This window comes from Pantoea stewartii (genome assembly GCF_011044475.1).
Lineage (GTDB): Bacteria > Pseudomonadota > Gammaproteobacteria > Enterobacterales > Enterobacteriaceae > Pantoea > Pantoea stewartii.
Map to the genome: position 1 here is coordinate 3,882,181 of NZ_CP049115.1, position 12,754 is coordinate 3,894,934.

At 51.6% G+C, this 12,754-nt stretch carries 12 protein-coding genes and 1 pseudogene; 5 read left to right on the plus strand and 8 right to left on the minus strand.

What is annotated here, in order from left to right; genetic code table 11:
* Positions 1-58: 58 nt before the first annotated feature.
* The 3 genes from G5574_RS18245 to G5574_RS18255 form a co-directional block, all read right to left on the minus strand.
* The gene (locus G5574_RS18245; RefSeq protein ID WP_164483016.1) at positions 59-1,345 is read right to left on the minus strand and encodes a histidine-type phosphatase; all 1,287 of its coding nucleotides are present in this window, start codon (positions 1,343-1,345) and stop codon (positions 59-61) included.
* Positions 1,345-2,160 carry an inositol monophosphatase family protein gene (locus G5574_RS18250; protein ID WP_006117569.1) on the minus strand — a complete coding sequence of 272 codons (816 nt, stop codon included), beginning with the start codon at positions 2,158-2,160 and terminating at the stop codon, positions 1,345-1,347. The genes G5574_RS18245 and G5574_RS18250 overlap by 1 nt, the downstream gene beginning before the upstream one ends.
* A gap of 202 nt (positions 2,161-2,362) precedes the next feature.
* Positions 2,363-2,944, minus strand: a complete 582-nt coding sequence (locus tag G5574_RS18255; RefSeq protein ID WP_006117568.1) for an acyl carrier protein phosphodiesterase — start codon at positions 2,942-2,944, stop codon at positions 2,363-2,365.
* Positions 2,945-3,045: 101 nt separating this feature from the next.
* Between G5574_RS18255 and queA the strand changes: the two genes are divergently transcribed.
* Positions 3,046-4,116, plus strand: a complete 1,071-nt coding sequence (gene queA, locus G5574_RS18260) for a tRNA preQ1(34) S-adenosylmethionine ribosyltransferase-isomerase QueA (protein WP_006117567.1) — start codon at positions 3,046-3,048, stop codon at positions 4,114-4,116.
* Between the two features lie 85 nt (positions 4,117-4,201).
* Here queA and G5574_RS23775 read toward each other — a convergent pair.
* The 4 genes and pseudogenes from G5574_RS23775 to G5574_RS18280 all read right to left on the minus strand — a co-directional run.
* Positions 4,202-4,390: pseudogene (locus G5574_RS23775) on the minus strand (site-specific integrase); the annotation flags it as partial.
* 396 nt (positions 4,391-4,786) lie between these two features.
* The gene (locus tag G5574_RS18270; protein WP_164483017.1) at positions 4,787-6,034 is read right to left on the minus strand and encodes a glucosyl transferase; all 1,248 of its coding nucleotides are present in this window, start codon (positions 6,032-6,034) and stop codon (positions 4,787-4,789) included.
* The gene (locus G5574_RS18275; protein WP_033738636.1) at positions 6,024-6,959 is read right to left on the minus strand and encodes a glycosyltransferase family 2 protein; all 936 of its coding nucleotides are present in this window, start codon (positions 6,957-6,959) and stop codon (positions 6,024-6,026) included. The genes G5574_RS18270 and G5574_RS18275 overlap by 11 nt, the downstream gene beginning before the upstream one ends.
* A 2-nt stretch (positions 6,960-6,961) precedes the next feature.
* Complete coding sequence (locus G5574_RS18280; RefSeq protein WP_033738784.1) at positions 6,962-7,315, minus strand: GtrA family protein; 354 nt, start codon at positions 7,313-7,315, stop codon at positions 6,962-6,964.
* 240 nt (positions 7,316-7,555) lie between these two features.
* Here G5574_RS18280 and tgt point away from each other — a divergent pair, with 240 nt between their 5' ends.
* The 4 genes from tgt to secF are packed head-to-tail and all read left to right on the plus strand — an operon-like array spanning position 7,556 to position 11,888.
* Positions 7,556-8,704 (plus strand): tRNA guanosine(34) transglycosylase Tgt, encoded by a 1,149-nt coding sequence (gene tgt / locus G5574_RS18285; protein WP_054634410.1) that lies wholly within the window; start codon positions 7,556-7,558, stop codon positions 8,702-8,704.
* Positions 8,704-9,036, plus strand: a complete 333-nt coding sequence (gene yajC / locus G5574_RS18290) for a preprotein translocase subunit YajC (protein WP_006117993.1) — start codon at positions 8,704-8,706, stop codon at positions 9,034-9,036. Before tgt ends, yajC begins: the two co-directional genes overlap by 1 nt.
* A gap of 25 nt (positions 9,037-9,061) precedes the next feature.
* Positions 9,062-10,909 carry a protein translocase subunit SecD gene (gene secD / locus G5574_RS18295; RefSeq protein ID WP_072021736.1) on the plus strand — a complete coding sequence of 616 codons (1,848 nt, stop codon included), beginning with the start codon at positions 9,062-9,064 and terminating at the stop codon, positions 10,907-10,909.
* 10 nt (positions 10,910-10,919) lie between these two features.
* The gene (gene secF, locus G5574_RS18300; protein WP_006117989.1) at positions 10,920-11,888 is read left to right on the plus strand and encodes a protein translocase subunit SecF; all 969 of its coding nucleotides are present in this window, start codon (positions 10,920-10,922) and stop codon (positions 11,886-11,888) included.
* Positions 11,889-11,939: 51 nt separating this feature from the next.
* On the opposite strand, the gene G5574_RS18305 is transcribed toward secF, so the two are convergent.
* Positions 11,940-12,488, minus strand: a complete 549-nt coding sequence (locus G5574_RS18305) for a SadB/YajI family lipoprotein (RefSeq protein ID WP_164483257.1) — start codon at positions 12,486-12,488, stop codon at positions 11,940-11,942.
* Positions 12,489-12,754 lie beyond the last annotated feature (266 nt).

Consider the following 12,754-nt stretch of genomic DNA (forward strand, 5'->3'; position numbering starts at 1 on the left):
CTAATGCAAAAGCGTACGTCGTTAAATAAGTTGCCGAAAAATAAGAGAAAGCCCACCGTTAACCCGACACGGGCGCTAATGCGTTCTGCGCGGGTAATATAAGGGATTCCGGAACGATCGCGCTGCGGTCCAGCTGTTGACCCAACGCGGCAATCGCATCCTGTAACGGGCACAGTGTACCCACGTCGGTGATATGGCAGCCGGCTTGCTGCCACTCCTGACGCAACAAAGGATGACGGTCATTAATGGGTTGTAACTGACGTAGCCCGTCCAGACTTTGTGCCTGAAAATAGACGCGCAGGTAGCGCTGATTGCTTTGCGTATCCCGCCAGCGCTCCATCACCAGGCTGCTTCCCGGCGGAATATTACCGCGCGTATACCCCGGCAGTTGCCATTCAAATCCCATCAGGCGACGAACCATCGCGATATTCGTGTCATGAGCCACCAGCAGTACCCATCGTACATCGGGATCGTTCCCCTGAATGGCGTCGAGCATCCGCTGTAACAGAAGCGAGCCACGACGTTGCGCCATATAGAGCACATCATTGCTGAGATCATAACTGGCCGTCAGCAGGGGGAGCAGGGCGGTGATCTGTTGAGCGGAAGTGATGTGGCCCCACGCCAGCCTCGCGAACGGTAAGTTTTCGCTGTAGCCCAGGCGCAACGTCTCGACCATGGCGGCCAGCGTGCTTAAGCCTTCAACATAGACGCTGCCGCTTTTGGTCTGCTTTAACTGCCAGGGGCGATCAAAAAACGGGCACGTGCGATTAGCCGCACAGACCGCCTGTTTAAGCGCCTGAATGGCGGGCTGGAGCTGCTGCTGTCGCTGTGCTAAATCGCCCGCCACACGCCGCTTTTCTTCCATCTCTCGCTGCGGATCGATGCGGGCAAAGGGCAGTTTTTCCGTCTGAAAAAGCGGATCGACGTCGCCCGTGACGGTATGCACCGCCACGCCGCAGCCGGGAAATGCGCCATCCACCAACGCTTCGGCAGTGGCGCGCGTTCGCTGAAGAGGGCTGGCGCGTACGTAGAGTGCTGTCGCGTCCGGACAACCCGCGGGAAGTAATCCCAACTGGCGATAGTGATCGCCTTCCCAGCGCGCTTTATTCACCACCGCACTGTAGCCATGGCCCGTCAGCTCGCCGTCCGCTGTACTCCACCGGGGCCAGGGCTGTCCGGTTGCTGCCTCGGTCTCCTGGCGGTTGCCCGGCGTCGGCGGGCGCACCCCGTGTCGGCTGAGTTCGACCACTTTCTCTAACTGGTATTCTGGCGCCGCGTAAAGCGACCCCGCCGCGAACCATAACGCACAGAGCGCGACTACGCGCAGGGGGCTACAGGCAGACATTATTCATCCTCCAGTTCCTGGGGCGCGAGAAGGGCTTTAATCTGTGGATAGATTACGGCATTCGCCAGCAAAACGGGATTGCCGTTTTTCAGGCCATCATTGCGCATATAGTCATTGGTGACGCCGCCCGCTTCCCGCATTAACACGATGCCCGGCAGGCTGTCCCAGGGATGCATATGGGCTTCGTAATAGCCAATCAGGCGACCGGCAGCGGCCCAGGCGCTGGTTAAGGCACCGGAGCCGATGCGAATGAACATCCCGCCTTGTTTGAGTAGCGCATCGATAAGCTGCGTAACCTTTTCTCCCGGCACCCGGCTGGAATTACTGATGCCCAACAGCCCTTCGTTGAGGTGACGGGCCTGATGAACCTCAAGCCGGGTCTCATTAAGCCAGGCGCCCTGGCCTTTGCGGGCGTGAAACAGCTCCTGATGATTGGGATCGCAAACCACGCCCACCACCGGTTCACCTTCGCAGACGATGGCCAGCGAAACGCACCAGTTATGCAGACCATTGACGAAGCAGGCGGTGCCATCAATCGGATCGATGACCCATAAAATGCGGGCCTCGCCTGTTTCTCCACCGCTCTCTTCACCTAATACCGCATCCTCGGGATAGCGTTCTGCAATCAGTGATTTAATTAATTCTTCAACGTTACGGTCAGCTTCACTGACCACGTCCTGAAGGTCCCTTTTATGTTCCACCACCAGTTTTTGACGCTGTTGATACCATGACAAGGCGCGGCTTGCGGCGGCACGGGCGATTTCGCAGGCGTAGCGATAGCGCGCGTCAATTTCAGAATGTGAAGCGGATGACATGTTTCCCTCTTATGATTTTAAAACACATCGAATACAGGAAGCGCCTGAACAGGCGGTCTGACAGTGAGAGTAGCGCAAAGCATAGTTAAGCAAGGCTTATTAAGCCGTAGTGCGCCAGTAATGGCAATATCGTCGGTGTACTGTTTGCGTGCTTTTTCAGCGTTATCAGGTAAGCCGCGTCTTACCTGATAAAGAGGGTGAATCACAGCTGCCGGCTGGCGGCCAACTGCATCAGGCGGGGATAAAACTGAAAGAAACAGGCTTCAAAGGCCGGATAATGGGCGGTGAAGTCCTGGTAAGAGTCGCTGAGTGCCGCCAGCCTTGGCCGACGTCGGGCCATGCCATTCAGCACGCGTTCAAGGCGCAGGGGATCGGCGTAGTGTTCGAACCAGCGTTCTCGCCACATCACCGCATTCAGTTCTTTAAATTCCTCGGGCGTGGCGGCCAGTTGCGGGACGATTTCGCGCTCGGCACGGGCCGTAAACGCTTGCAGCGTTTGTGACGGATGAACGCGATCCCAGTGGCGCGCCAGAAAATGGTCCCAGATTACATCCAGCGTGATGGGGGCGACGCGATAGGTCTCTGCCCGGAAAAGCTGGCGTGCCGCGCGCACTTCCGGCAGGGCATCGGTCATTACGTCCAGGCGACGATGCATCAGAATGCCGTCGGCCACCGGTTCAGGCCAGTGTTGGTGCGGCGCGCCGCGAACGAAATCGGCCATCAGATTGCCCAGCAAAGAGCTGTTGGCAAGATGGGCTAAGTGAAGATGCGCAAGAAAATTCATGCGGCATTATAAGCGCAACTCCGTTTACGCAGCCAGTTGTTCAGAATTGTTCGGTTTTCCGCTAAACTGTGCCGCCTGTTTTTCTGAGTAAGAAGTCTGTCATGCGTGTCGCCGATTTTGCTTTTGATTTGCCTGAATCTCTTATCGCCCATTATCCCCAGGCGCAACGAAGTGGTTGCCGCCTGCTGTCGCTGGATGGCCCAACCGGCGCGCTCACTCACGGCGTGTTTACGGATGTGCTGGATAAGCTCCAGCCCGGAGATCTGCTGGTGTTTAACAACACGCGCGTTATCCCGGCCAGGGTGTTCGGACGCAAGGCAAGCGGCGGCAAAATTGAGATGCTGGTCGAGCGCATGCTTGATGACAAGCGCGTGCTGGCGCATGTTCGCGCATCGAAAGCGCCGAAGCCTGGCGCAGCGCTGCTGCTGGGTGACGACGAGAGCGTGAAAGCCACTATGGTGGCGCGGCACGATGCGTTGTTCGAGATCGCCTTTGACGATGACCGTGACGTACTGGACATTCTTAACCGCGTCGGCCATATGCCGCTGCCGCCGTACATTGACCGCCCGGATGAAGAGGCGGATCGTGAGCTTTATCAAACGGTTTACAGCGCCCGACCCGGTGCCGTCGCCGCGCCCACGGCGGGGCTGCATTTTGATGAGCCACTGTTGCAGGCGCTCAAAGATAAAGGCGTGGAAATGGCCTTTGTCACGTTGCACGTTGGGGCGGGCACCTTCCAACCGGTGCGCGTCGAGACGATTGAAGATCACCACATGCACGCGGAGTATGCTGAAGTCCCGCAGGATGTGGTAGACGCGGTGCTGGCCTGTAAGGCGCGGGGGAATAAAGTGGTCGCCGTTGGCACCACCTCGGTACGTTCGCTGGAAAGCGCCGCCAAAGCCAGTCAGGATGCCCTGATTGCGCCGTTCTTCGACGATACCCAAATTTTTATCTATCCGGGCTACGAGTACCAGGTGATCGATGCATTAATCACCAACTTCCATTTGCCGGAATCAACCCTGATTATGCTGGTCTCGGCCTTCGCCGGTTACCAGCACACCATGGCTGCTTATCGCGCTGCGGTGGCAGAAGAATACCGTTTCTTCAGCTACGGCGACGCGATGTTTATCAGCAAAAACCCTCAGGCGCCGCTGGAAAAAGTGGGCGCCTGATCTGTTTACTTTGAACATCGGACTGTTTCTCCGATGTTCATGTTAACAGGGCGGTTCAGGGTTTATTAATTTTCACTTCAAAACATCAACTTACGAGAGATGTCCTGCCAGATGTGCTCTCGTCATTTTCCTTCTGTGCCAGAAATGTGACAACCCCGCTGAATTTGCTCAAATGTTCACCGCTCAGATGGGCGTATTTGTTAACCATCTCCAGCTTCTCCCATCCTCCCAATTCCTTCAGAACCATCAGCGGCGTTCCGTCCTGAACACGCCATTTCGTAAGGTTAGGCTTTATGCATATGCCAAATTAATAATAGGTAAACGACATTTCACGGCGCTAAGAAATGCAATAAGGCACAACTCATATTTAACTATAAAACGATTATGACGCACCTAAGGTGCCGGTTTTTGTGATCAGGCTGTGAGAGCTTACAGAGAGAGCAAAACTCAAAAGGATGGAACAGAAAATTTATGTGTTTGTTATTTAAAGCCTGAGTAAACATTCTAAGCGCTATTCAATACAACGCTACGTCGAAGACAGATTTATGCCCGGAATTTTTTGAAGTGATCATATTAAATAATGTTATAGCTCAATTTTATGTTTGGCGAAAAAAATCTAAAAGTCTGTGCTAATCTAATAAGGAAAAAGCGCCCCGAAGGGCGCAATAAATTACTTCTTAATCAGACTGAAAGACCATCCGGGATTGATGTTTATATTTATTGACTGCCCGGCAGTCAGGCGATTGTAATCAGAAATTTGCTCTTTGTAATGCATATCCTTAAGGGGATATATATTAAAGTAAGATGCATATAATGGTGCCATAATCACAGTTACAACGATAGCAGCAGATGATCTTCCTTTTGCCAGCCAGTGAAGGATATAGAGGGCAAGCGCGAAGAAGAATATGTTAGTCACAATAAAATATCGTTGCCCGGCACCAGGTATCAGGAAAACTGGCCACTGAGCAGAATTGTCAGCCATCATAGGTTTCGCTAGAGAAAAGCCTATCATTATTACTGGAAATAACATACAAATGCGAATATTTTTGCCACCTTTGACGAAGATGACGATGAAAATGGCAGCAAAAACTATAAAGCTGGCAATGTTGATTGCTGTAAGATTTGAAATGAAAAGTGTTTTAACATTATCAAAAAATGTTCCAACAACTATTCTATAGTTTATTATGTCAGAAAGCAGAGAAAAACTTGCGCCGAGCGGTGCGGAGGTCCTGTTAGCAGAAGAGGTCGTTAATATGGCCGCAACCTGAAGCAAGGTCAGTAATGCTGCAAGAATGTCAAAACTGTTAATTCCTTTAATTGCCGGCCACAATCCACCTCTTTCATAGATTCTTTTTACCAGAATGCATGGTGCCACAAATACTATAAAAGGTCCGCTGAGTGCTGAAATAAAAAGCACTAAGTAATCGTGTAAAATACCAGTCCTGCTATCGGGTTTTTTAGCAATGAGCACCATCATCAAATATACAGATAAATACCAGTGAGCATTTGTTATATTGACGTAACCCTCGTCAACATTAGGCATCATTATGAAATACGTCGCCATAGCCAAGCGATACCAGATATTGATACTTTTGAACCGAGAAGAGAGAAGAAACATTACCATAAAACAGCGCAATGAAATTGCGCACGCGTTAGCTATTAATGGCGCATTTTCTAAACCAAACTGAAGAGCGATACCAAAAACAAGTTTAGAAATTGTTTGATAGTATCCATTTTGTGGCTCGAATATGGTGGAAAGAAAACCATTGTTATGGATAAAATGAATCCACACAACTCCATCTTCGGCCCATGGTTGAGCATTGAAAATGATATCAGGTCTGCGTAAGACAATAAGGATGAATGACACAATAAAAACAGCAGTCATTACAAATATCGATCTATTAGCTCTATTTTTCATACTGACATCCATTGCTTTTCTCTTCCTTTAAAATATATTTAGGCCGCTGCTTTACTTCAAGGTATATTCTGCCAACATACTCTCCTAAGACCCCAATTCCTATTAGTTGTACACCACCAAGAAAGAGTATTGATACGATAAGAGATGGATATCCTCTTACGGGGTTACTGAAAATCATTGTATCTATAATCATCCATGCACCGTAGATGAAAGATAATCCAGCAACAAAAAGGCCTATATATGTCCACATTCTAAGTGGGAATGTAGAAAAGCTGGTTATACCTTCAAGAGCAAGATTCCATAACTTCCAGCCATTAAATTTCGTCGTCCCTGCAACACGTTCAGCGCGGGTGTATTCTACTACCTCTACTCTTCCACCAACCCAAGACAGAATACCTTTCATGAACAGATTTCGCTCAGGCAGCAGCTTTATATGCTCTACAGTGGATCTGGACATCAGCCGGAAATCCCCAACATTTTCCTCTATTTTGGGGGAGCTGATACGGTTATGGAGGCGGTAAAACCACTCAGCTGTTTTACGCTTCATATGTCCATCTGTGCTTCTGTCAGTCCTTTTTGCAAGAACGACGTCAGCTCCTGATAGCCACTTGTCGATAAGTTGAGGAATTACCGAAATCGGATCCTGTAAATCAACATCTATAGGGATGATGGCCTCGCCTGAGGCATGCTCAAGACCAGCGAAAAGAGCAGGTTCCTTTCCGAAATTACGAGTAAAAGATAGTGATTTAACAAGTTCGTCTGATAAGGACAGAGCATTAATAATGCTCTCAGTTGAGTCCTTACTACCATCATTAACGAAAACGATTTCGACTTCCCAATCTTTAAGCTCATGCCTTACGGATTGATAAAAAATTGGAATAGCTTCTTCTTCGTTAAATACTGGAACGACAAGTGATATTTTCATTTTCAATCCCTGAACACTATGAATTTAGAGTAGAGAAAGCCACAAACAAGACTAATTGCCGAGAAAGCTATGAGAGTAAGGAGTGGAGGATAACTGCATTTGTCTGAAACCCAACCGACTGCTGATGCTACTGAACCCATAAAAAGCACGTAAATCATATAGCGAAAAGCAGTCGTCTCAGACTTGAACGTCCATCGGGCGTTAACAAAAAATGAAAAACTAACAGCGACACAAAACGCGCCAAAATTGGCCAGCGTCTGATTGGCCCCCCCGTACAAAAGACATAAAAAAACAATCCAGTGGATGGCCGTATTGATCACACCCACTGAAAAGTATTTGGTGAAAAGTTTTACCATTAGAATTTTCCCATAAATTTTCACTGATCCTGGCATTGAGACATTCTAATGGCAAGGCTTCCTTTACTCTGAGACTGAGCAGGTACGCCACACTTGTGCCAGAAAATTGGCACAATGAAGCAGAAATCGATAAATCCTGTCATACGCTAACTCGCTGGCTGGCTTGTGTAGCGGCTTCTGTGGTTGTTATCATGCGCCACTTTTAATCATACATCGGACTGTTTCTCCGATGGAGGTCTTGTGAAATTTGAGCTTGATACCACAGACGGTCGCGCGCGTCGCGGGCGTCTGGTTTTTGATCGTGGCGTGGTCGAAACCCCGGCGTTTATGCCCGTGGGCACCTATGGCACCGTAAAAGGCATGACGCCGGAAGAAGTGCAGGATACCGGCGCGCAAATTATTCTGGGCAATACTTTCCACCTCTGGCTGCGTCCCGGTCAGGAAATCATGAAGCTGCATGGCGATCTGCATGATTTTATGCAGTGGAAAGGCCCTATCCTGACGGACTCCGGCGGTTTCCAGGTCTTCAGCCTGGGCGACATTCGTAAAATCACCGAAGCGGGCGTTCACTTCCGTAACCCGATCAATGGCGATCAGATTTTCCTCGATCCAGAAAAATCCATGGAAATTCAGTACGATCTGGGCTCCGATATCGTCATGATCTTCGATGAGTGCACGCCGTACCCGGCCGACTGGGATTATGCGAAACGCTCAATGGAGATGTCGTTACGCTGGGCGCAGCGCAGCCGTGACCGCTTTGACAGCCTGGGCAACAAGAACGCGCTGTTCGGTATTATTCAGGGCTCGGTTTACGAAGATTTACGTGATGTGTCTGTGAAAGGTCTGGTAGAGATTGGCTTTGATGGGTACGCTGTGGGCGGCCTGGCGGTCGGTGAGCCGAAAGAGGACATGCACCGCATCCTGGAGCATGTTTGTCCACAGATCCCTGAGGACAAACCGCGTTATTTAATGGGCGTGGGCAAACCAGAAGATCTGGTCGAAGGCGTGCGTCGCGGCGTGGACATGTTTGACTGTGTGATGCCAACGCGTAATGCACGTAATGGTCACTTATTTGTGACGGACGGCGTGGTAAAAATCCGCAATGCGAAGCATAAAGACGATGTGTCGCCGCTGGATGCCGAGTGTGATTGTTACACCTGTCGCAATTACAGCCGTGCTTACTTGCATCATCTTGATCGCTGTAACGAAATACTGGGCGCGCGTCTGAACACGATTCATAACCTGCGCTACTACCAGCGCCTGATGGCAGGTTTACGCCAGGCTATTGAAGAGGGTAAATTAGAGCGCTTTGTTACCGAGTTCTACCAACGGACGGGCAAAGCGGTTCCGCCTTTAACGTCTGATAATTCATCAATGAGGGAAATTTAATGAGTTTTTTCATTTCTGACGCTGTGGCTGCAGCAGGCGCACCGTCTCAGGGAAGTCCGTATTCTCTGGTGATCATGCTGGTCGTCTTTGGCCTGATTTTTTACTTCATGATCCTGCGCCCTCAGCAGAAACGCGCAAAAGAGCACAAGAAGCTGATGGATTCTATCTCCAAAGGTGATGAAGTGCTGACGAATGGTGGCCTGGTGGGGCGCGTAACCAAAGTGGCAGAAACCGGCTACATTGCGATTGCGCTAAACGACACTACCGAAGTGGTTATTAAACGTGATTTCGTGGCTGCCGTCCTGCCGAAAGGTTCTATGAAGGCGCTGTAATTTTTACTTCCCTAAGGGAACTGCCGTGTTAAATCGTTATCCTTTGTGGAAGTACATAATGCTGGTCGTGGTGCTTGTCATTGGCCTGGTATATGCACTTCCCAACCTTTATGGTGAGGATCCGGCTGTTCAAATCACTGGCGCGCGCGGAAGCGCCGCCAGTGAGCAAACGTTGGATCAAATTCAGAACGTATTAAAACAAGATAATATTCAGGCGAAGTCTGTTGCCCTGGAAAACGGGGCGATTACGGCGCGTTTTTCTAACACGGATGTGCAGTTGCGCGCCCGTGAAGCGATCATGAAAGCGCTGGGCGAAAACTATGTTGTGGCGCTGAATCTGGCTCCCGCAACGCCGCGCTGGCTTACCCTGCTGGCGGCGCAGCCAATGAAACTTGGCCTCGATCTGCGCGGTGGCGTGCACTTCCTGATGGAAGTGGATATGGACACTGCCCTGAGCAAACTGCAAGAGCAGAATGCGGACAGCCTGCGCAGCGACCTGCGCGAAAAGAATATCCCTTATACCAACGTCAGCAAGATTGCTAACTACGGCGTGGAAATCCGTTTCCGTGACGCAGCCAGCCGTGACGCTGCCGTGAAGTGGCTGTCATCCCGTCATCAGGATCTGGTGATCAGCAACAGCGGTAACGATGCTCTGCGAGCCACCATGACCGATGCTCGCCTCAGCGAAGCGCGCGAATATGCCGTTCAGCAGAACATCACTATCCTGCGTAATCGTGTGAACCAACTGGGTGTCGCGGAGCCGCTGGTGCAACGTCAGGGTTCTGACCGCATCGTGGTAGAACTGCCAGGTATTCAGGACACGGCGCGCGCCAAAGAAATTCTGGGCGCAACCGCGACGCTGGAGTTCCGTCTGGTCAATACCAGCGTTGATCCGACCGCCGCCGCCAATGGTCGCGTGCCGGGGGATTCCGAGGTCAAAGACATGCGTGACGGCCAGCCTGTCGTGCTGTACAAACGCGTGATTCTGACCGGTGACCACATTACCGATTCGACCTCCAGCATGGACGAATACAACCAGCCTCAGGTGAATATTTCACTCGATGGCGCGGGCGGTAATATCATGTCGAACTTCACCAAGGACAACATCGGTAAACCGATGGCGACCCTGTTTGTGGAGTACAAAGACAGCGGTAAGAAAGATGCGAATGGTCGCGCCATTCTGGTGAAACAGGAAGAGGTGATTAACGTCGCCAACATCCAGTCACGCCTGGGCAACAGCTTCCGCATCACCGGTATCAGCAACCCGAACGAAGCACGTCAGCTGTCACTGCTGCTGCGCGCCGGGGCCTTGATTGCGCCTATCCAGATTGTGGAAGAGCGGACAATCGGTCCGACAATGGGTCAGCAGAACATTACTCAGGGGCTGGAAGCCTGCCTGTGGGGCCTGGTCGCCTCCATCCTGTTTATGGTGCTGTACTACAAGAAAGTGGGCCTGATTGCGACCAGCGCACTGCTGGCAAACCTGGTGCTGATTGTCGGCATTATGTCGCTGTTACCGGGGGCCACGCTGACCATGCCAGGCATCGCCGGTATTGTGCTGACGCTGGCGGTGGCAGTCGATGCAAACGTCCTGATCAATGAACGTATCAAAGAAGAACTGCGCAACGGGCGTTCCGTACAGCAGGCAATTCATGAGGGCTACAAAGGTGCCTTCTCCAGTATTGTCGATGCGAACGTGACGACCCTGATTAAGGTGGTGATTCTGTATGCAATTGGTACGGGCTCCATTAAGGGCTTTGCGATTACAACGGCTATCGGTATTGCGACCTCCATGTTCACATCGATCGTCGGAACCCGCGCCATTATCAACCTGATGTACGGTGGCAAGCGCGTTAAGAAGCTGTCTATCTGAGGAGTGCGTTGTGGCACAGGAATATAACATTGAGCAGTTAAACCACGGCCGTAAAGTCGTTGACTTTATGCGCTGGGATACGCTGGCATTCATCATTTCGGGACTGTTAATCATCATCTCGATTGCCATTGTTGGCGTACGCGGTTTTAACTGGGGGCTCGATTTCACCGGCGGTACGGTCATTGAGATCAATCTGGAGAAACCGGCCGATCTCGACGCCATCCGCGGTGCGCTGGTGAAGTCCGGGTTCCAGGAACCGTTGATCCAGAATTTCGGTAGCAGCCGCGATGTGATGGTGCGCATGCCGCCGGTCACAGGGCCTGCGGGAACCGAGCTGGGTAATAAAGTGGTAACGGTTATCAACCAGACGACGCAGCAAAACGCGACGGTCAAACGTATCGAGTTTGTCGGACCGAGCGTGGGCAGCGATCTGGCGCAGGCCGGGGCGTTAGCCCTGCTGTCGGCACTGATTGCGATTCTGATTTATATCGGTATTCGCTTTGAGTGGCGTCTGGCACTGGGTACGGTTTTGGCGCTGGCGCATGACGTCATTATCACCTGTGGACTGCTGTCGCTGTTCCGGGTCGAGATTGACCTTACGATTGTGGCCTCGCTGATGTCGGTCATCGGTTACTCGCTGAACGATAAAATCGTGGTCTCGGACCGTATTCGTGAGAACTTCCGCAAGATCCGTCGCGGCTCCTCTTATGACATTACGAACGTGTCCCTGACGCAGACGTTAAGCCGTACCCTGATCACCTCGCTGACTACGCTGGCGATGATCCTGATCCTCTTCATCTTTGGTGGTGCGCTGCTGAAAGGCTTCTCACTGACCATGCTGATTGGTGTCACCATCGGTACCGTTTCGTCGATCTACGTTTCTTCAGCGCTGGCGCTGAAGCTGGGCATGAAACGCGAACATATGCTGGTACAGAAAGTGGAGAAAGAGGGCGCCGATCAGCCTTCGATCCTGCCGTAGTATTGGTACGATAAAAAAAGCCGCCAGCGTAATCTGGCGGCTTTTTTGTTTTCAGGGCCTGGACGTATCCGCGATCACCTGGTGAATTCGAACATAACCCAGTTGCTCCGGCGTCACATCCTTTAACCGTAATGGTACGGTGACCGAACTGCGTGGCGTCAGTGAAGCGGGAACGCTGAGGTTTTGCGTCAGGCTGTCGGCCTCAAGTGGCTTACCGGTTGCGGGATCGAGCTGGCCCCAGACTACTGTCACATGCAGTCCGGGCAGCGGTGAATTGTCTTGTGTGCGAAGCGTCAGGTCAGCATGCGTACCGCCGGCCTCGGCCTCAATGCGTGCGAGCGACAGGCGCAGCGTGCCAACCTGCGTTTGAAGTGCCACGGGCGTGTTTGCCTGCGGCAACAGCCATGCGCCCTGCTGTGAATGGGCGTTCAGCTGTCCCTGAATTTCAACCGCACTTGCCTGGCTGGTGAGTTGCTGCATCTGCTGATTAAGCTGACTGACTTCCCGGTGCAGTTGTTTCACCTGCGGCTGGGCTGGGGTGCTGCAACCACTTAGCAGAACCAGTGACAGGGCCGCGGGTGCCCAAACCATCCTGTTCATCATGTTTTTTTATCCTTTATTCAAATGACGTAATAATTGCCCCTTGTCGCGGGACCCATCAGCATCCGCTTATGGCGTTGAAGCCTGAACTGAAATCACGCCGATTACCTTAAGTGTGCTCTGAAATTGCCTTTCCCTGAGCGATAAAATGCCGTAGCCGCTGGCGTGCCGATTTCACCTCGCGTTACGCGTAATGATGCATGGTGAAACAGGTTGATATCGGGCATCCGGCCAGCGCGGTGGCGCAGGTATCCGGTGATGCAGTA

Bases quoted from the DNA above. Each gene is read 5' to 3' on its own strand.
- G5574_RS18245 (WP_164483016.1), bottom strand. From the start codon at position 1,345: ATGTCTGCCTGTAGCCCCCTGCGCGTAGTCGCGCTCTGTGCGTTATGG.
- G5574_RS18250 (WP_006117569.1), bottom strand. From the start codon at position 2,160: ATGTCATCCGCTTCACATTCTGAAATTGACGCGCGCTATCGCTACGCC.
- G5574_RS18255 (WP_006117568.1), bottom strand. From the start codon at position 2,944: ATGAATTTTCTTGCGCATCTTCACTTAGCCCATCTTGCCAACAGCTCT.
- queA (WP_006117567.1), top strand. From the start codon at position 3,046: ATGCGTGTCGCCGATTTTGCTTTTGATTTGCCTGAATCTCTTATCGCC.
- G5574_RS18270 (WP_164483017.1), bottom strand. From the start codon at position 6,034: ATGAAAAATAGAGCTAATAGATCGATATTTGTAATGACTGCTGTTTTT.
- G5574_RS18275 (WP_033738636.1), bottom strand. From the start codon at position 6,959: ATGAAAATATCACTTGTCGTTCCAGTATTTAACGAAGAAGAAGCTATT.
- G5574_RS18280 (WP_033738784.1), bottom strand. From the start codon at position 7,315: ATGGTAAAACTTTTCACCAAATACTTTTCAGTGGGTGTGATCAATACG.
- yajC (WP_006117993.1), top strand. From the start codon at position 8,704: ATGAGTTTTTTCATTTCTGACGCTGTGGCTGCAGCAGGCGCACCGTCT.
- G5574_RS18305 (WP_164483257.1), bottom strand. From the start codon at position 12,488: ATGAACAGGATGGTTTGGGCACCCGCGGCCCTGTCACTGGTTCTGCTA.